We start from the raw sequence: 19,175 nt of genomic DNA on the forward strand, positions 1-19,175 counted from the left end.
CCGTTAATCTCGGGTCGAGACCAAGGGCAAGCGAGCGGAGACGTACATGTGGCCGGGTAACGAGCTGGAGCAGGTGCTCGGGGCGGCGCTCGGACAGGCGGACGCCGGGGGGCGGATCCTCGAGGTCCTCGGGCGGAGCCGGCTGTGGATCCCGCTGCCCGGCGGGGTGAACAGCCTGAGCCTGCCCACCATGGACATCGGCGGCGCCGCCTACGTGCCCGTCTACAGCTCCGAGGAGCAGTTCCGCGCCTGCGCCGGACCCGCCATGGACTTCGCCGTCGCCCCCGCCGTGGACTTCGCCCGCGGCCTGCCCCCGCAGCTCGGCATCGCGGTCAACCCCGAGGGGTCCGTCGGCGTGCCCCTGCCCCCGCCGGCCGTCGCGGAGCTCTGCCGCACCGGCCGCACCCCGCTCGACGGCCCCGCCACCGGCGGCCGGGTCCGGCTCTACGAGCCCGACTGGCAGGAGGATCCGGTCGAGTTCCTGGCCGCCGCCGCGGAGGAGTTCCGCGCCACCGGAGTGGTCGCGGCCGCGCACCGCTGCCTCGCCAGCGTCGAGGGCGGCCCGCCGGAGCTGTACGTCGGAGTCCACCTGCTGGGATGGGAGCCCGGCATGCGAAACGCCCCGATGGACGCGCTGGGCCGGGCCCTGACCCGCGTACCACCGCCCTGGCCGGTGCAGTTGATCCTGCTCGACGCCGCCGAGGACCCGGTCGTCGACTACATACGTGAGCGCGTACGCCCCTTCTACCTGCCGTAGTGACGCTTAAGCTGGTCGCCGACACGCGTGGACGACGGGCGGACGAACAGACGAAGAGGGGTACCCGGGTGAGTGCGTCAGGCACGGCCGCGGTCGGGCAGGTCGAGCACATGCTGCGCCAGGTGACTCCGGGGCGCTACGAGAGCTACGAGTCTCTCCTGCACGCCCTGGCCGAGGGACGGCTGTGGATGCTCCTCTGGCAGGGGCAGCCCGGCTCTCCCGAGGCCCAGTACGGCGGCATGGAGGTCGACGGCCTCGGGTACGCGCCCTGCGTGACCTCCCCGCAGGAGCTGGCCGCCAGCGGCTGGAACCGCGGGTACGAGGTGGTCACCGGCCGGGACATCGCCCGCGCCCTCTACCCCGACCGCTGGGGGCTGTGGCTCAATCCGCACGCCCAGGGCGGCGGCGTCGGCCTCCCCTGGGCCGACCTGCGCCGGATCGCCACCGGGCTGGACCGGATGCCGGCCGGCCCGCTGCGGCTGTCCGAGCCCGCCATCGAGCTGCCGCAGTTCTACGGGCTGCTCACGCAGCACGCGCACCGCACGCCCGCGGTCCGCTCGCTGCGCCGCGCCTGGGTGCAGCCCGCGCTGGGGTCCCCGTACCTCGCCGTCGGGCTCGACCTGTACGACGCCTCCGCGCACGCGCTGGAATCCGTGCGCGAGATGATGCGCCAGTCGGTCGGCGCGGTCCCCGAGGGGGTGCCCGTGTGCACGGTCGCGCTCGCGGACGAACACGATCCGGTGGCGATGTGGCTGCGGGCGCAAACCAGGCCCTTCTACGACCGAGAGGGACAGGCGCCCGCCTACTGAGACATCGGTATCCAGCCACCCGAGGCCGCACGGAACAGTCGTTCCGTGCGGCCTTTGCGTTGTCCGGATTTCGACGCTGATGTGCGCCCAATAGGCGCGCTAGTACGCCGAGTTGGGCGCCATGTCCGATTCCGTACCGAACAGGATGTCTTGCTCCGCTGAGATGACAGCGAAGTCCGGATAACGGGAACTCGACCCTCAGATCACGGTTGCGCATCCATTCACCTGCGGGTCTGGCGGGTGATCGAGCGCCCGATGAAGACTCCCCACCCAAGAGCGGGTGAGTCCTCCAACGACGATCCCGTCACGGGAACTTCGCCTGTCGTTTCGCACAGCACCACGCGCACCACCGGCACGACCCGCTCCTCAGCAACGCATCAGTACCTCGCACTCCGAGCGCCACTCCGCACCAACGCCGCCACAGCGGCGGGCATGGGCCGGCCCACCCGTCGGCCGAGAGGGGTCCCCACCACGATGACGGCACCACTGCACGACATGAGCGCGGAGACACCCGCACCCGTGTCCGTAGCCGACGTCCCCGCCAAGGCCATCGAAGGCCGCTCGCCCGGCCGCATCGCCTGGATGCGGCTCAAGCGCGACAAGGTCGCGCTGGCCGGCGGTTTCGTCGTGCTCCTGCTGATCCTCGTCGCACTGTTCGCGCCGCTGATCGTCAGCGCGTTCGGCCACCCCCCGGAGGAGCTGCACGAAGACCTGCTGGACCCGTTGCTGGGCCTGCCCGCCGGCGACTACGGCGGCATCAGCAGCGACTTCCTGCTGGGCGTCGAGCCGGTCAACGGCCGCGACGTGTTCAGCCGCATCGTCTACGGCGCCCGCATCTCCCTGCTGGTCGCCTTCCTCTCCGCCTTCGTGGCGGTCTCGCTGGGCACCTTCTTCGGCATCGTCGCCGGCTACTTCGGCGGCTGGGTCGACGCGGCCATCAGCCGGGTCATGGACCTGCTGCTGGCCTTCCCGCAGCTGCTCTTCATCATCGCGCTGGTCTCGGTCGTCCCCGCCAAGCTCTGGGGCTTCGAGGGGTCGGGCCTGCGGATCGCCGTACTGGTCCTGGTGATCGGCTTCTTCGGATGGCCCTACATCGGCCGCATCGTCCGCGGACAGACCCTGTCGCTGCGCGAACGGGAGTACGTCGAAGCCGCGCGGAGCCTGGGCGCGGGCCGGATGTACATCCTCTTCCGCGAGCTGCTGCCGAACCTGGTCGCGCCCATCACCGTCTACGCCACGCTGATGATCCCCACCAACGTGCTGACCGAGGCCGCGCTCAGCTTCCTGGGCGTCGGCGTCAAGCCGCCCACGCCGTCCTGGGGCGAGACCCTCTCGACGGCCGTGCGGACCTATGAGGACGATCCGCTCTTCATGATCTTCCCCGGCATGGCGATCTTCATCACCGTGCTGGCCTTCAACCTCTTCGGCGACGGCGTCCGCGACGCCCTCGACCCGAAGGGCTCCCGTTAGCCGTCCCCGCAGGTCATCCCGCAGGGCACCCGTAGGCCAGAACCGCAGGGCACACCGGAACCCGGCTTCGTGCCGGAATCACAACGGAGGGTTGCGAGCATCGTGACTACCCATCGCATGTCCAAGCGCAGGCTCGTCGCCGGCACGGCCGTCGTGCTCGCGACGATGCTGTCCGCGACCGCCTGTGGCGGAGACGACGGCAAGTCCAAGGACGGGGACAAGCCGGCCGCGGCGGGCGGCTTCAACGCCGCCATCGGCAAGGTCGCCAACGCTTCCACCAAGACGGGCGGCGAGCTGAAGTTCGTCGGTACCCAGGAAGCCGACTCGTGGGACCCGCAGCGCGGCTACTACGGCTTCATGTGGGACTTCTCCCGCTACTACGCCCGCCAGCTCGTCAGCTTCAAGGCGGAGCCGGGCACCAAGAGCACCGAGCTCGTCCCCGACCTGGCCACCGCCAACGCGGAGATCAGCGACGGCGGCAAGACCTACAAGTACACCCTCAAGGACAACGTGACCTGGGAGGACGGCACCCCCGTCACCGCCCAGGACGTGAAGTACGGCATCGAGCGCACCTGGGCCCAGGACGTCATCTCCGGCGGCCCGGTCTACCTGATGCAGGTCCTCGACCCGAAGACCGAGTACCCGGGTCCGTACAAGGACACCAGCCCGGACAAGCTCGGCCTCAAGGCGATCGAGACCCCGGACGCGAAGACCATCATCTTCAAGCTCCCCGCGCCCAACGGCGACTTCGAGCAGATGCTGGCCATGCCGGCCGCCAGCCCGGTCAAGCAGGAGAAGGACACCGCGGCCAAGTACGGCCTCAAGCCCTTCTCCAACGGCCCGTACAAGATCGACTCGTACGAGCCCAACAAGAGCATGAAGCTCTCGCGCAACACCGCCTGGAAGGCCGAGTCGGACACGATCCGCAAGGCGCTCCCGGACACCATCTCGGTCACGTTCATGGCGAACGCGGACGACATGGACAAGCGCCTGATGAACGGTGAGTTCGACCTGGACATCAACGCGACCGGCATCGGCCAGGCGGCCCGCGCCACCGCGCTGAAGGACCACAAGGACAACCTGGACAACGGCCAGACCGGCTTCATCCGGTACGCCGTGATGCCGCAGACCGTCGCGCCGTTCGACAACATCGAGTGCCGCAAGGCCGTCATCTACGCGGCCGACAAGAAGTCCCTGCAGACCGCCCGCGGCGGCCCGCAGGCCGGTGGCGACATCGCCCCCAACATGCTCCCGCTCGGCATCAAGGGCGCCGACGGCAAGTACGACCCGTACGGCGTGCTGACGAACGACGGCAAGCCGGACACCGAGAAGGCCAAGGCCGCCCTGAAGGCCTGCGGCAAGGAGAGCGGCTTCAAGACGACCATCGCGGTCCGCAACAACAAGCCGGTCGAGGTCGCCACGGCCGTCTCCCTGCAGAACGCCCTGAAGCAGGTCGGCATCGAGGCCGACGTCGACCAGTTCGACGGCGCCCAGACCTCCGGCATCATCGGTTCGCCGAAGGTGGTCAAGGAGAAGGGCTACGGCATCATCATCATGGGCTGGGGCGCCGACTTCCCGACCGGTCAGGGCTTCTCCCAGCCGCTGGTCGACGGCCGCTTCATCCTGCAGAGCGGCAACAACAACTTCTCCGAGCTCAACGACCCGGCGATCAACAAGCTGTTCGACGACGCCATCGCGGAGACCGACCCCAACAAGGCCGGCGACATCTACAAGCAGATGAACCAGAAGGTCTCCGAGGCCGCGGTCTACCTGCCCTTCGTCTACGACAAGACGATCTCCTGGCGCAGCAGCCGTCTGACCAACGTCTACACCTCCGACGCGTACAACGGCCGCTACGACTACGCCTCGCTCGGCGTCCAGTAGACCGACCGTCCGATTCAGTTCCAGTGCCACACCCGCTAGGCACGAAGGGCAGGTGATGGCCGCGGCGGCGGCTCGGGGGCGCTCTCCAGAAGAGGGCGTTCCCGGGCCGCGGTCAGGCCGAGCGCAGTGCTTGCATATCTCATCCGGCGGATCTTCGCCGTCATCGTCATGCTGTTGGTCATCTCCCTGGTGACCTTCGGAATCTTCTTCCTCTTCCCGAAGATGATCGGGACGGACCCGGCCCTGTACTTCGTCGGCAAGCAGTCCGACCCCGCCGCCATCGAGGGCATCCGGCAGAAGATGGGTCTCGACGACCCGATCCTCGTCCAGTTCGGCAAGTTCGTCGTCGGGCTGGTGGCGGGTCGTACGTACGCCAACGGCAACGACGTCACGCAATGCGCCGCGCCCTGCTTCGGATACTCCTTCAAGACCGAGCAGGAGGTGTGGCCGCTGCTGACCGACTGGCTGCCCGTCACCCTCTCGCTCGCCGCCGGCGCCGTCGTGCTCTGGGTGATCGGCGGTGTCGCCGCCGGCGTCATCTCCGCCCTCAAGCGCGGTACCGTCCTGGACCGCTCGGCCATGGGCCTCGCCCTCGCCGGCGTCTCCCTCCCCATCTACTTCACCGGCATGCTCGCCATCGCCTTCTTCTCCGACCAGCTCGGCTGGTTCGGACGGCCGGAGAAGACCTTCGCCGAGGACCCGGGCACCTGGTTCAACGGCATGGTCCTGCCGTGGGTCTCGCTCGCCTTCCTCTACGCGGCGATGTACGCGCGACTCACCCGCGCGACCATGCTCGAGGTGCTCAACGAGGACTACATCCGCACCGCGCGCGCCAAGGGACTGACGGAACCCGTCGTCATCGGCAAGCACGCGATGCGCTCGACCATGACGCCGATCCTCACCGTCCTGGGTCTCGACCTCGGCGCGCTGATGGGCGGCGCCGTCCTCACCGAGTACACCTTCTCGCTGCACGGCCTCGGCTACAGCGCCGTCCGCGCCATCAGCGAGCACGACCTGCCGGTCATTCTCGGCATCACCCTGATCTCCGCCTTCTTCGTCGTCGCGGCCAACCTCGTCGTCGACCTCCTGTACGCGGTGATCGACCCCCGAGTGAGGCTGTCATGACCGATTCGACGACGCCCATCGTGACGGGCGCACTGAACGAGCCCGTCGCCACCGGCGCACCCGGCACCGCGTTCCTCGACGTACGCGACCTCAAGGTCCACTTCCCCACCGAAGACGGCCTGGTCAAGTCCGTGGACGGACTCTCCTTCACGCTGGAGAAGGGCAAGACCCTCGGCATCGTCGGCGAGTCCGGCTCCGGCAAGTCGGTGACCTCCCTGGGCATCATGGGCCTGCACCGGGTCGGCCAGTACGGCCGCCAGCGGGCCCGGATCTCCGGTGAGATCTGGCTCGACGGCAAGGAACTGCTGTCCAGCCCCGAGGAAGAGGTCCGCAAGCTGCGCGGCCGGGAGATCGCGATGATCTTCCAGGACCCGCTGTCGGCGATGCACCCCTACTTCACCGTGGGCAAGCAGATCGCCGAGGCCTACCGGGTCCACCACAAGGTCGACAAGAAGGCCGCCCGCAAGCGGGCCGTCGAACTCCTCGACCGCGTGGGAATCCCCGAGCCGCACAAGCGGGTCGACAGCTACCCGCACGAGTTCTCCGGCGGCATGCGCCAGCGCGCGATGATCGCGATGGCGCTGGTCAACAACCCCGAACTGCTCATCGCGGACGAGCCCACCACCGCCCTCGACGTCACCGTCCAGGCGCAGATCCTCGACCTGATCCGGGATCTGCAGAAGGAGTTCGGCTCCGCGGTCATCATGATCACGCACGACCTCGGCGTGGTCGCCGAGATGGCCGACGACCTCCTCGTGATGTACGGCGGCCGGTGCGTGGAGCGCGGCAGCGCCGAGAAGGTGTTCTACGAGCCCCGCCACCCCTACACCTGGGGCCTGCTCGGCTCTATGCCGCGCATCGACCGGGAGCAGACCGAGCGCCTCATCCCGGTCAAGGGTTCGCCGCCCAGCCTCATCAACATCCCGAGCGGCTGCGCCTTCAACCCCCGGTGCCCGTACGCCGACCTGCCCAAGGGCGATGTCACGCGGACCGTACGGCCCGAGCTGTCCCTCGTCGACACCTCCGCGGAAGGCGCCGGCCGGCACTGGGCCGCCTGTCACCTCTCCCCGGAGCAGCGGGACCGGATCTGGACCGAAGAGATTGCGCCGAAGCTGTGACCGACATGACTGCGCCCCACGACAGCGGGAACGAGAAGGCCGCCACGGCCACCGTCCCGGCCCAGGCGGTGGACTCCCCGGAGCCGCTGCTCCGCGTGACCGGACTGGTCAAGCACTTCCCCATCACCAAGGGGCTGCTGCGCCGCCAGGTCGGGGCCGTGAAGGCCGTCGACGGCATCGACTTCGAGGTCTACCCCGGTGAGACCCTCGGCATCGTCGGCGAGTCCGGCTGCGGAAAGTCGACCATGGGCCGGCTGATCACCCGGCTGCTCGAACCGACCGGCGGAAAGGTCGAGTTCGAGGGCAAGGACATCACGCACCTGGGCGTGTCCGGCATGCGCCCGATGCGCCGCGACGTGCAGATGATCTTCCAGGACCCCTACGGCTCGCTGAACCCCCGGCACACGGTGGGCACCATCGTCAGCGCCCCGTTCAAGCTCCAGGGGGTCGTGCCCGAGGGCGGCCTCAAGGCGGAGGTCCAGCGCCTCCTCTCCCTGGTGGGCCTCAACCCGGAGCACTACAACCGCTACCCGCACGAGTTCTCCGGCGGTCAGCGCCAGCGCATCGGCATCGCCCGTGCACTGGCCCTGAAGCCGAAGCTCGTCGTGGCGGACGAGCCGGTCTCGGCCCTGGACGTCTCCATCCAGGCCCAGGTGGTCAACCTGCTGGACGACCTCCAGGAGGAGCTCGGCCTCACGTACGTGATCATCGCCCACGACCTGTCGGTCATCCGGCACGTCTCGGACCGCATCGCGGTGATGTACCTCGGCAAGATCGTCGAACTCGCGGACAACAAGTCCCTGTACACGGCGCCCATGCACCCGTACACCAACGCCCTGATGTCGGCCGTGCCGGTGCCGGACCCGCGCCGGCGCGGAGCCAAGAGCGGCCGCATCCTGCTCAAGGGCGACGTCCCTTCGCCGATCTCCCCGCCCTCCGGCTGCCGCTTCCACACCCGGTGCTGGAAGGCGACCCAGGTCTGCACCACGCAGGAGCCCCCGCTCGTCGCGCTGAAGACCGGCCACCAGGTGGCCTGCCACCACCCGGAGAACGCCCCCGACCAGGTCCCGGGCGACCCGGCCCTCCCGGGCGCCTCGGACGCGGTCACGGGCCCGACGGCCTGAGCCCCCGGGCGGCGCCGACCACACACGGCGCCGCCGGGGGAGCTCCGCCACCTGCGGCCCGCGCCCCGGCCGTCTGCTCGCGGCGCCGCACCCGGCCGCGGTCCGCGGCCCCACGGGGTGCGGCCCCGCCCCGGCAGGGCCGGGGCGCGCCCTCGGAGCCGTGGCCGCGCCACACACGTTCGAGCAAGCCGCAGGCGACCGGCACAATGAGCCCGTGCTCCACGATCTCTTCCCGCCCGGAGTCCAGCACGGCCTGGACCTCGCGGGCATCTTCGTCTTCGCCACGGCCGGCGCCCTGCTCGCCGTACGCAAGAACTTCGACGTCTTCGGCATCGTCGTCCTCGCGCTCGTCACCGCCCTCGGCGGCGGCCTGTTCCGCGACATCGTCATCGGCGCCACCCCCGCCGCGGCCTTCAGCGATCTCGGGTTCTTCGTCACACCGCTGGTCGCCGCCGCGTTCGTCTTCTTCCTGCACCCCGAGGTCCAGCGCATCAACCGCGCCATCGCCGTCTTCGACGCGGCCGGCCTCGGGCTGTTCTGCGTGACGGGCACGACCAAGGCGTACGAGTACGGTCTGGGCCTCACCGCCTCGGCCGCGCTCGGCGTGGCGACGGCCGTCGGCGGTGGCGTCCTGCGCGACGTCCTCGTCAACGAGGTGCCCTCGCTGCTGCGCGACCGCGAGATGTACGCCGTGCCGGCCCTAGTCGGCGCCTCGATGGTGGCGCTCTTCATCAGCTTCGACAACCTGAACGCCGTCACGACGGGCCTGGCGATCGTCACCACCTTCGTCCTGCGGCTGCTGGCCATGCGCTATCACCTGCGGGCGCCCCTCGCGTGGAACCGCCGCTCGTCGGTGGCGGAGGAGCCGTAGGGGGACCGCGGGGGCACCGTAGCGACCACCACACCATGCAAAGCTACCGCTTAGTAGGAGTCGGGTGTACGGTCGTTCCATGTCACACGCAGCTGCCAAGGCGTCCATCGGCGACAGCGAGTTCGACCGCGACACCGCCGTCACCGCCCGTGCGGGCGAGCCCGGTGTGTACGACGCGGACCTCTCCGCCGGCTGGACGATCATCACCGCCGTCAACGGCGGCTACCTCCTGGCCCTCGTCGGCCGCGCCCTGTCGGCGGCCCTGCCGCACCCGGACCCCTTCACGGTCTCCGCGCACTACCTGACCTCGTCGGTCCCCGGCCCCGCCGTGATCCGCACCGAGGTCGTACGGGTCGGCCGCACGCTCTCCACCGGACAGGCCTCCCTCTTCCAGTTCGACGAGAACGGCGCCGAGATCGAGCGGATCCGCGTCCTGGCCTCCTACGGGGACCTCGCGGCGCTCCCGGACTCCGTCCACACCACGGCCCTCCCGCCCGTCATCCCCGCCTACGAGGACTGCCTCGGCCCCGAAGCCGGCCCGGCCCCGATCCCCGGCAGCTCCGCGATCGTGGACCGGCTCCGGCTGCGCCTGGACCCGGCGACGGCCGGCTGGGCCGTCGGGCAGCCCTCCGGCAAGGGGGAGATGCGGTCCTGGTTCGAGCTCGCCGACGGCCGCGACGCCGACCCCTTCTCCCTCCTCCTGGCGGTGGACGCGCTCCCGCCGACCTCCTTCGACCTCGGCCTGCTCGGCTGGACCCCGACGGTCGAACTCACCACCCACATCCGCCACCGCCCCGCGCCCGGCCCGCTCCGGGTGTCGATCACCACGCGGAACCTGGCGGGCGGCTTCCTGGAGGAGGACGCGGAGGTCTGGGACTCGGCGGACCGCCTGGTGGCCCAGTCCCGCCAGCTGGCGAGCGCACCCCGCCTCTCCTGACACGGCCGCCTGCCGTTCTGCCCGATGCGCGGCACAATCCAGCCTCGCCGGCGTTTGAGGCGCGGGGTCCGGGGCGGAGCCCCGGGGGCTCGGGCGCTGCCCGGGGCCGGACGGGTCAGGGCGGAGCCCTGGGAACGGTGGAAGGGCGGGTAGGGGACCTCGCCCCGCGCAGCGGCACCCCGGCGCGGGCCGGGCGGACCGGGCCCGGGGTGCCGGGCCGGGAAGGGCCGAGTGGGCCGGCAGCGGAAGCAGCGGCACCCCCGGCGGGGAAGCGGGGGTGCGGGGGGCTCGTAGAATCGGGGGATCATGGCCTACCTCGATCACGCCGCCACCACCCCGATGCTGCCGGAGGCCGCCGCGGCGATGACCGCGCAGTTCGGCGTCACGGGCAACGCGTCCTCCCTGCACGCCGCCGGCCGCCGCGCCCGCCGCACCGTCGAGGAGGCCCGCGAGGCCCTCGCCGACGCGCTCGGGGCCCGTCCGAGCGAGGTGGTCTTCACCGCCGGCGGCACGGAGGCCGACAACCTCGCCGTCAAGGGGCTCTACTGGGCCCGCCGCGACGCCGATCCCGCCCGGACCCGCGTCCTCGCCAGCCCCGTGGAGCACCACGCCGTCCTCGACGCCGTGCACTGGCTCGCCGAACACGAGGGCGCGCAGGTCGAGTACCTGCCCGTGGACCGCTACGGGCGCGTGCACCCCGAGGCCTTCCGCGAGGCGATCGCGCGGAACCCGGAGGACATCGCGCTGGCCACCGTCATGTGGGCCAACAACGAGATCGGCACCGTCATGCCGGTCGCCGAACTGGCCGCCGTCGCCCGGGAGTCCGGCATCCCGCTGCACTCCGACGCCGTCCAGGCCTTCGGTCAGCTCGACGTCCGCTTCGGCGACAGCGGCCTCGCCGCCATGACCGTGAGCGGCCACAAGATCGGCGGACCGTACGGGATCGGCGCGCTGCTGCTCGGCCGCGACCAGACCCCCGTACCCGTCCTGCACGGCGGGGGCCAGGAGCGGCACGTCCGCTCCGGCACCCTCGACGTCCCGGCCATCGCCGCCTTCGCGGTGGCCGCCGTACTCGCCGCCGAGCGGCGCGAACGGTTCGCCACCGAGATCGGCGCCCTGCGCGACCGGCTCGTCGCCGCCGTGCTCCGCGAGATCCCCGACGCGGTCCTGGGCGGCGACCCGGTGGACCGGCTCCCCGCCAACGCCCACTTCAGCTTCCCCGGCTGCGAGGGGGACTCCCTGCTGCTCCTGCTCGACGCCCAGGGCATCGAGTGCTCCACCGGCTCCGCCTGCACGGCCGGCGTGGCGCAGCCCAGCCACGTGCTGCTGGCCACCGGCACCGACCCGCGCCTGGCCCGCGGAACCCTGCGCTTCTCCCTCGGCCACACCTCCACGCAGGCCGACGTGGACGCGGTCGCCGCCGCCATCGGCCCGGCCGTGGCCCGCGCCCGCACGGCGGGGCTCAGCTAGCGCCCCGACAGCACGCCCGGGCACGGCACCAGGCGCCGCGGGCCCGGCCGCTCAGGTCCCCGCGGCGCCGGCCTCGTCGACCATGCGGAGGTAGCGGGCCCAGTCCCAGTGGCGGCCCGGGTCCGTGTGGTCGGCTCCGGGCACCTCGGAGTGGCCGAGGAAGTGCTTGCGGTCGGCGGGGATGCCGTACCGCCTGCAGACGTCCGCGGCGAGCCGCGCCGAAGCCCCGTACATCGCGTCCGTGAAGTCCTGCGGCCGGTCCACGAAGCCGACGTGCTCGATGCCGATGCTGCGCTCGTTCATCGAGCGGTTGCCCGAGTGGAAGGCGACGTCGAGCTCGCGCACCATCTGCTCGATGTGCCCGTCCTGGCCGACTATGTAGTGCGCCGACGCCCGGTGGAACGGATTCCTGAAGGCGTCCACCGAGGACTTGAAACCGCCCTGGGTGACGTGCACCACGATCCGGTCCACCCGGTAGTCGGCGGGCCGGTCCGCCAGCCGCCAGTTCGCCGGAGAGGCCGCCGTCCAGGAGGCCCCCGCGTGGTCCAGCTCGCCTTCCTTCCGCGGCTTGGACACCCCCGGCACCAGCCACCAGGCCCGCCCGAGCTCATCGCGCCCGGCGACCGCCGCGGCCGTCACCACCCCGAGCCCGCCGAACAGCACCGCCCTGCGGGTCCGGCCGGGCCGCCCCTTGTTGCCCGTACCGCCCTTGTCGCTCTTGCTCCCCATGGTGATCCACCCCCTGCCACCGAGAACGCGCTGTGACCCCGCCCGGTTCCCCCGTACCCTGGACGGTGCTATGACTGAGAACCTGCCGAGCGTCCCCCGCCCCCTCCGCGTCCTGGCCGCCATGTCCGGCGGTGTGGACTCCGCCGTCGCCGCCGCCCGTGCGGTCGAAGCCGGGCACGACGTGACCGGCGTCCACCTCGCCCTGTCCGCGAACCCGCAGTCCTTCCGGACCGGAGCCCGCGGCTGCTGCACGATCGAGGACTCCCGCGACGCCCGCCGCGCCGCCGACGTCATCGGTATCCCGTTCTACGTCTGGGACCTCGCCGAACGCTTCCGCGAGGACGTCGTCGAGGACTTCATCTCCGAGTACGAGGCCGGCCGCACCCCGAACCCCTGCCTGCGCTGCAACGAGAAGATCAAGTTCGCGGCGCTGCTCGACAAGGCCCTCGCCCTCGGCTTCGACGCCGTCTGCACCGGCCACTACGCCACCGTCGTCCTGAACGAGGACGGCAGCCGCGAGCTGCACCGCGCCTCCGACATGGCCAAGGACCAGTCCTACGTCCTCGGCGTCCTCGACGAGAAGCAGCTCGCACACGCCCTCTTCCCGCTCGGTGACACCCTCACCACCAAGGAGGAGATCCGCGCCGAGGCCGAGGAGCGGGGCCTGGCCGTCGCGAAGAAGCCCGACAGCCACGACATCTGCTTCATCGCCGACGGGGACACCCAGGGCTTCCTGGCGAACCGCCTCGGCAAGGCCGAGGGCGACATCGTCGACGAGGCCACCGGCGAGAAGGTCGGCACCCACGAGGGCGCCTTCGGGTTCACCATCGGCCAGCGCAAGGGCCTGCGGATCGGCCACCCGGCCCCCGACGGCAAGCCGCGCTACGTCCTCGACATCTCCCCGGTGAACAACACCGTCACGGTCGGCCCGGTCGAGGCCCTGGACGTCACCGCCCTCACCGCGATCCGCCCCCGCTGGTGCGGCTCCACCGCCGCCGCCCCGGGGACGTACACCGCGCAGCTGCGCGCGCACGGCGGCGAGACCGAGGTCTTCGCGGAACTGGTGGAGGGCGAACTGCACGTCCGCTTCACCGAGCCGGTCCGCGGCGTGGCCCCCGGCCAGGCGATCGTCCTCTACGACGGCACCCGCGTGGTCGGCTCCGCGACGATCGCGACGACCACCCGGGCGACCGCGACCGCAGCCACCGTCTGACCGGCCGGCGGGGGCAGGGGGCCGACGCCCCCGTCCCCGCCCCGTCCCCGCCCCGGCTCCCCCGGGTCCCGGCCTCCGGTCAGACCACCGTCAGGACGACCTTGCCCGTGGTCCGGCCGCGCTCGACGAGCTCGTGGGCCTTCGCGGCCTCGGACAGCGGCAGGACCGCCTCGACGACCGGGCGCAGCTTGCCCTCCTCCACCAGGGCCGCGATCTCCAGGAGGCCCCGGTAGTCCGGCTCGACCAGGGTCCAGCCGGTGCGGACGCCCTCGGCGTCCGCCGGTACGTCGTCCGGGGAGGGCAGGGTCACCAGGCGCCCGCCGGGCTTGAGGACCTTCAGCGAGCGCTCGCCGGCACCCCCGCCGAGGGAGTCGATCACCACGTCGACGTCCGAGACCGCCTCGGTGAAGTCGGCCGACCGGTAGTCGATCAGCTCGTCCGCCCCCAGCTCGCGCAGCAGCCCGTGCTTGGGCTCGCTCGCCGTGCCGATGACGTAGGCGCCGCGCGCCTTGGCGATCTGCACCGCGAGGTGGCCGACTCCGCCCGCCGCCGCGTGGATCAGGACCCGCTGGCCCGGCTCGACCGCGGCCGTGTCCACCAGCGCCTGCCAGGCGGTCAGGGCCGCCAGGGGCAGCGCGGCGGCCCGTACGTGGTCCAGGGAGGCGGGCTTGGGGGCGAAGTGCCGGGCCGCGCCCACCACGTACTCGGCGTAGCCGCCCGCCTGGCGCGGGAAGCTCGGCATCCCGTACACCTCGTCGCCGGGGGAGTAGAGGGTCACGCCGGGGCCGACCGCCTCGACGGTGCCGGAGACGTCCCAGCCCACGATAGGGACCTCGCTCCAGGAGATCAGGCCGCCGCTGGCCCGGGTCTTCGCGTCGACCGGGTTCACCCCGGCCGCGTGGACGCGCACCAGGATCTCGTTCAGGCCCGGCTCCGGGCGCTCGATCTCCCGCTCGACCAGGGTCTCGGGGCCGCCCCACTGGCTCACGACCATCGCGCGCATGTCTGTTCTCCTCGATCCGTGCACTGCATACGAATGCGTCCGAAACCGGAGTGTTCCCCGGTGACACGTCTCAGATTCCGGCACATCGCCCCCGTCCGGTGTTGGCCGTCCGGCCACCCTGTGACAGGATCTGGCCATGAGCGGAATGAGTGAAATGAGCGAAAAGGCCGGGGCGGCCCGCGGCAGCGGTGAAGGCGGCCGGCACCTGATCGCCGTACTCGCCCTGCCGGGCTTCCCGCCCTTCGAGCTCGGCATCCCCTCCCGCGTCTTCGGGCAGGCCGTGGACGAGGCCGGTGAACCGCTGTACGAGGTCGTCGTCTGCACCGTGGACGGCCGGCCCGTGCCCAGCGACTCCGGCTTCGTCCTGCAGCCCGCGGCCGGAGCCGAGGCGCTGGCCGCCGCCGACACCGTGATCGTGCCGCCCACCCACGCCATGCCCGAGCTGGCCCTCGGCGGCCCGCTGCCCGCCGGGGTCGCCGAGGCCATCGCCGGGATCCGCCCCGGCACCCGCCTGGTCTCCATCTGCTCCGGCTCCTACGTACTGGCCGCCGCGGGACTCCTGGACGGCCGCCCGGCGACCACCCACTGGAACCTCGCGCCGGAGTTCCGCAGGGCCTACCCCCGCGTCCGGGTCGACGAGGACGTGCTCTTCGTCGACGACGGCGACGTCCTCACCTCGGCGGGCGTCTCCGCCGGGGTCGACCTGTGCCTGCACCTGATCCGCCGCGACCACGGCGCCGCCGTCACCAACCGGGCGGCCCGGATGTGCGTGGTGCCGCCCTGGCGGGACGGCGGGCAGGCCCAGTACATCGACCGGCCGGTTCCCGAGCCGACGGTCGCCACGACCACCGCGACGCGGGCCTGGGCCCTGGAACGCCTCGCCGAGCCGATCGCCCTGTCCGAGCTGGCCGACCACGCCCGGATGAGCCTGCGCACCTTCACCCGCCGATTCCGCGACGAGGTCGGCATGACCCCGGTCCAGTGGCTCACGGCCCAACGGCTCGAAGTGGCACGGCACTTGCTGGAATCCAGCGACCTGCCCGTCGACCTGGTCGCCCATCGCTCCGGCTTCGGCTCGGCCAACTCCCTGCGCCAGCACATGCGGACGGCACTGGGCGTCTCACCGATCGCCTACCGCCGCACCTTCCAGCCCAACTCCTATGCTCCTGCGCACCATTGATGGAGTGTCAGTAGCTCGGCATACTGCGTGGCCCTGCACACTTCTTCTCTCAGGGGGAACCACGTGCGCAACCACCACTCCAGGGCGGGGGCGGCGGCCTCGGTCGCGGCGGCCGCCGCCCTCGCGCTCGCGGCGGGGCTGACCACCCCGGCCGCCGCAGCGCCCGCGATCGGATCCTTAGCCACCGCGGCCGGCGCGAGATCCGCCGCCCCGCCGGTCCCGACCACCCGCATCACCCTCGTCACCGGCGACCGCGTCGTCCTCGCCGCCGACGGCAGGCCCGTCTCCCTCGAACGCGCCGAGGGCCGCGCGCGCATCCCGTTCTCGGTGCGCACCGAGAACGGCCACACCAGCGTCGTGCCGTACGACGCCCAGCCCCTGATCCGCGCCGGCAAGCTCGACCCGCGCCTGTTCGACGTCACCGAGCTGAGCCGCTCCGAGGCAGCGGCCCACGGCCAGGGTGCCCGCCCCGCCGATCGTCTCCAGCTGATCGTCGGCTATGAGAGTCCCGCCGCTGCGGCCGCCCCCGCCGCCGCCCGGTCCGCGCTGCGGGCCGCCGACGGGGTCGAGGTGACCCGCTCCTTCCCCACCCTCGACGCCGAGGCCGTCAGTGCGACCCCTGTGGGCGCCGCGGCCCTCTGGGAGGCGCTCACCGACACCCGACCGGACGCCGGCGGCCGCGCCGCCGCCCCCGGCATCGCCACGGTCTGGCTCGACGCCGTGCGTACCGCCACCCTCGACCGGAGCACCCGCCAGATCGGCGCGGACAAGGCCTGGGCCGCCGGGTACGACGGCGCCGGCGTCAAGATCGCCGTACTCGACACCGGCATCGACGCCACCCATGCCGACCTTGCGGGGCAGGTCGTCGCCGCACAGAACTTCTCCCGGTCCGCCGACGCCGTGGACCGCGTCGGCCACGGCACGCACGTCGCCTCCACCGCCGCCGGTACGGGCGCCCGCTCGGGCGGCGCCTTCAAGGGGGTCGCGCCCGGCGCGAAGCTCCTGAACGGCAAGGTCCTCGACGACAACGGCTCCGGCAACGACTCCGGGATCCTCGCCGGCATGGAATGGGCCGTCGCCCAGGGCGCCGACATCGTCAACCTCAGCCTCGGCGCCCCCGACACCCCGCAGCTCGACCCCGTCGAAGCGGCCGTGGACAGGATCAGCGCCGAGAAGGGCGTGCTGTTCGCCGTCGCGGCGGGCAACCGGGGCCGTCGCGGTCCCGGCACCATCGACTCCCCGGGCAGCGCGAAGGCCGCCCTCACCGTGGGCGCCGTCGACGACGCGGACGCCCTCGCCCCCTTCTCCGGCACCGGTCCGCTCCCCGGCGGCGGCGTCAAGCCCGACGTCACCGCGCCCGGCGTCGACATCACCGCGGCCGCCGCCCCGGGCAGCGAGATCGACCGCAAGCAGGGGCAGAACCCGCCCGGCTACCTGTCCCTCTCCGGCACCTCCATGGCCACCCCGCACGTCGCGGGCGCCGCCGCCCTCCTCAAGCAGCAGCACCCGGACTGGAAGGGCCCCGAGCTCAAGGGCGCACTGATCGGCTCCGCCAAGGGCAGCACGTACACCCCGTACCAGCAGGGCACCGGCCGGATCGCCGTCGACGGCGATCCGGGCCGCAGCGTCGTGGTCCTGGAGGGGACGCTGACCTTCGACACGCAGCGCTGGCCGCACGCCGACGACACCCCGCAGTCCCGGAAGATCACTTACCGGAACCTCGGCGGCGAACCCGTCACCCTCGACCTCGCCGTCGCCGGCAGCGCCCCCGGCGGCGCGCCCGCACCTGAGGGCTTCTTCACCCTCGGCGCCCGCCGGCTCACCGTCCCGGCGGGCGGCACCGCCGAGACAGCGCTGACCGTGGACACCCGCCTCGGTGGCTCGGTGGACGGCACGTACAGCGCGTACGCCACCGCCACGGTCACCGGCGGTCCCGGCATCGGCGGGCAGGTGCGCACGGCGGCCGTCGCCGAACGCGAGCTGGAATCCTACGACCTGACGCTCCGCCACCTCGGCCGGGACGGACAGTTGGCCGGTCACCACGCCACGACCGTTCAGGGCGTCCGAGGCGCCGCGGCCACCCGCCGCTACGAGCCCCACGACCCGTCCGGCACCGTCACCCTGCGCGTCCCCAAGGGCGGATACCTGCTCGACGCCACCGTCGTCGTCGACCCGCTCGACCTCACGAAGGGCACCGACTGGATCGTCCAGCCGCAGCTGGAGATCACCTCGGACACCACGGTCACCCTCGACGCGCGCACCACCCGCCCGGTGGACATCACCGTGCCCTCGAAGACGGCGCAGGTCGGGTTCTCGACGCCCACCTACACCCTGCGCGAGGGCGACACCCAGTACCACTTCGGTCTGTGGCTCAACTCGCTCACCGGGCTGCGCACCCGCCAGCTGGGTCCGCAGCCCCAGCCCGGCACGCTCACCCAGCAGTGGGACGTGCACTGGGACGACGGCGCCTCGGCGGAGTACCACGTGGTGCTCGGCGGCCCCGTGCGCGGCTTCGCCACCGGCTACACCCGGCACCTGGGGCGCCGGGACCTGGCGACCCTCGTGGTCGGCCAGGGAGCCTCCGCCCCGGGCAAGACGGGGGCGGCCGTGGCCATGGGCAGCATCCCGGGGGGCCTGTCCGGCAGCACGGCATCCGCCCGGCGGCCCCTGCCGACCACGTCCACCCTCTACGTGTCCACCCTCGACGGGGCCACGTGGGACCTCTTCTTCACCCAGAGCTCCGGCTACGACGGCAACGGCGCCCCGCGCGACGAGACCACGTACGAGGCGCAGAGCGCCCGCACCCTCAAGGGTGGCCGCACCTACCACGAGCGCTTCAACGCGGCGGTCTTCGGACCCAAGGTGGACGACCTCCACGGCGTGCTGCGCGAAGGCGACTCGATCAGCGGCTCCGTACCCCTCCTGGCCGACGGCGCGAACCACGCAGGCGGGTTCTTCGACGCGACCGGCTCCACGGTCCTGCGCCGGGACGGCGTCGAGGTGGGCCGCAGGGAGACCCCGCTGGAGTCGAGCGCACCCTTCGTGGTCCCACCGGGCGAGGCCGCCTACGAGCTCACCACGACCACCCGGATCGGCCCGGAGCTCTCCGCCACCTCCTCCGAGACCACGGCCACCTGGCGGTTCCGCTCGAAAGAAGGGGCCGAACCGACCCCGCTCCCGGTGTCGGTGGTCCGCTTCGACGCCCGCCCGGCCCTGGACGGCACCCTGCCCGCGGGCCGCACGGAGAACTTCCCGGTCACCGTCCAGGGCCCGGCGGCCACCGGCCGGGCCGCCCCGCGGGTCCAGGTCTCCTACGACGAAGGCCGCACCTGGAGCCCGCTGCGCGTCCGGCACGGCAAGGTCGAGGTCCGCACCCCCGCGAAGGGCGGCACGGTCTCCCTGCGCGGCACCGTCACCGACCGCTCGGGCAACACCTCGGAGGTGACCGTCCTGCGCGCATACCTCGCGGGCTGAGCCAACCCCAC

General features: G+C 72.1%; 15 protein-coding genes. 13 read left to right on the plus strand and 2 right to left on the minus strand.

Annotation, left to right across the window (positions count from 1 at the left end; genetic code table 11):
• Positions 1 to 46: 46 nt before the first annotated feature.
• The 10 genes from ACZ60J_RS33180 (at position 47) to ACZ60J_RS33225 (ending at position 11,565) form a co-directional block, all read left to right on the plus strand.
• The gene (locus ACZ60J_RS33180; RefSeq protein WP_469687612.1) at positions 47 to 757 is read left to right on the plus strand and encodes an enhanced serine sensitivity protein SseB; all 711 of its coding nucleotides are present in this window, start codon (positions 47 to 49) and stop codon (positions 755 to 757) included.
• A gap of 68 nt (positions 758 to 825) precedes the next feature.
• Entirely contained in the window at positions 826 to 1,566 is a 741-nt protein-coding gene (locus tag ACZ60J_RS33185) for an enhanced serine sensitivity protein SseB C-terminal domain-containing protein (protein ID WP_383953039.1), read from the plus strand.
• Between the two features lie 474 nt (positions 1,567 to 2,040).
• Positions 2,041 to 3,036, plus strand: a complete 996-nt coding sequence (locus ACZ60J_RS33190) for an ABC transporter permease (protein ID WP_469687614.1) — start codon at positions 2,041 to 2,043, stop codon at positions 3,034 to 3,036.
• 102 nt (positions 3,037 to 3,138) lie between these two features.
• Complete coding sequence (locus tag ACZ60J_RS33195; protein WP_469687616.1) at positions 3,139 to 4,920, plus strand: ABC transporter substrate-binding protein; 1,782 nt, start codon at positions 3,139 to 3,141, stop codon at positions 4,918 to 4,920.
• A 126-nt stretch (positions 4,921 to 5,046) separates the two neighbouring features.
• Positions 5,047 to 6,045 carry an ABC transporter permease gene (locus ACZ60J_RS33200; RefSeq protein ID WP_469687618.1) on the plus strand — a complete coding sequence of 333 codons (999 nt, stop codon included), beginning with the start codon at positions 5,047 to 5,049 and terminating at the stop codon, positions 6,043 to 6,045.
• The gene (locus tag ACZ60J_RS33205; protein WP_469687619.1) at positions 6,042 to 7,163 is read left to right on the plus strand and encodes an ABC transporter ATP-binding protein; all 1,122 of its coding nucleotides are present in this window, start codon (positions 6,042 to 6,044) and stop codon (positions 7,161 to 7,163) included. Before ACZ60J_RS33200 ends, ACZ60J_RS33205 begins: the two co-directional genes overlap by 4 nt.
• A gap of 5 nt (positions 7,164 to 7,168) precedes the next feature.
• Positions 7,169 to 8,287, plus strand: coding sequence for an ABC transporter ATP-binding protein (locus tag ACZ60J_RS33210; RefSeq protein WP_469687621.1), 1,119 nt, complete (start codon positions 7,169 to 7,171; stop codon positions 8,285 to 8,287).
• A gap of 214 nt (positions 8,288 to 8,501) precedes the next feature.
• Positions 8,502 to 9,158 (plus strand): trimeric intracellular cation channel family protein, encoded by a 657-nt coding sequence (locus ACZ60J_RS33215; RefSeq protein ID WP_469687624.1) that lies wholly within the window; start codon positions 8,502 to 8,504, stop codon positions 9,156 to 9,158.
• A gap of 79 nt (positions 9,159 to 9,237) precedes the next feature.
• Positions 9,238 to 10,095 carry a thioesterase family protein gene (locus ACZ60J_RS33220; protein ID WP_469687626.1) on the plus strand — a complete coding sequence of 286 codons (858 nt, stop codon included), beginning with the start codon at positions 9,238 to 9,240 and terminating at the stop codon, positions 10,093 to 10,095.
• Positions 10,096 to 10,401: 306 nt separating this feature from the next.
• On the plus strand, positions 10,402 to 11,565 hold the full coding sequence (locus ACZ60J_RS33225) for a cysteine desulfurase family protein (RefSeq protein WP_469687628.1): 1,164 nt from the start codon (positions 10,402 to 10,404) through the stop codon (positions 11,563 to 11,565).
• Positions 11,566 to 11,616: 51 nt separating this feature from the next.
• Here the strand turns inward: ACZ60J_RS33225 and ACZ60J_RS33230 are convergent, their stop codons facing one another.
• Positions 11,617 to 12,294: an N-acetylmuramoyl-L-alanine amidase gene (locus ACZ60J_RS33230; protein WP_469687629.1), complete on the minus strand. Its 678-nt coding sequence runs from the start codon at positions 12,292 to 12,294 to the stop codon at positions 11,617 to 11,619.
• Between the two features lie 70 nt (positions 12,295 to 12,364).
• Between ACZ60J_RS33230 and mnmA the strand changes: the two genes are divergently transcribed.
• Positions 12,365 to 13,507, plus strand: a complete 1,143-nt coding sequence (gene mnmA, locus ACZ60J_RS33235) for a tRNA 2-thiouridine(34) synthase MnmA (RefSeq protein WP_469687631.1) — start codon at positions 12,365 to 12,367, stop codon at positions 13,505 to 13,507.
• Between the two features lie 79 nt (positions 13,508 to 13,586).
• Here mnmA and ACZ60J_RS33240 read toward each other — a convergent pair whose 3' ends face one another.
• A complete protein-coding gene (locus ACZ60J_RS33240) occupies positions 13,587 to 14,510 on the minus strand; it encodes an NADP-dependent oxidoreductase (protein WP_469687632.1) in 924 nt (307 codons plus the stop codon).
• Positions 14,511 to 14,655: 145 nt separating this feature from the next.
• Between ACZ60J_RS33240 and ACZ60J_RS33245 the strand changes: the two genes are divergently transcribed.
• Both ACZ60J_RS33245 and ACZ60J_RS33250 read left to right on the plus strand, forming a co-directional pair.
• Entirely contained in the window at positions 14,656 to 15,690 is a 1,035-nt protein-coding gene (locus ACZ60J_RS33245) for a GlxA family transcriptional regulator (RefSeq protein ID WP_469687684.1), read from the plus strand.
• 63 nt (positions 15,691 to 15,753) lie between these two features.
• Positions 15,754 to 19,164, plus strand: a complete 3,411-nt coding sequence (locus tag ACZ60J_RS33250) for a S8 family peptidase (protein WP_469687633.1) — start codon at positions 15,754 to 15,756, stop codon at positions 19,162 to 19,164.
• Positions 19,165 to 19,175: the final 11 nt, after the last annotated feature.

Source organism: Streptomyces sp. NPDC104226 (assembly GCF_055584085.1).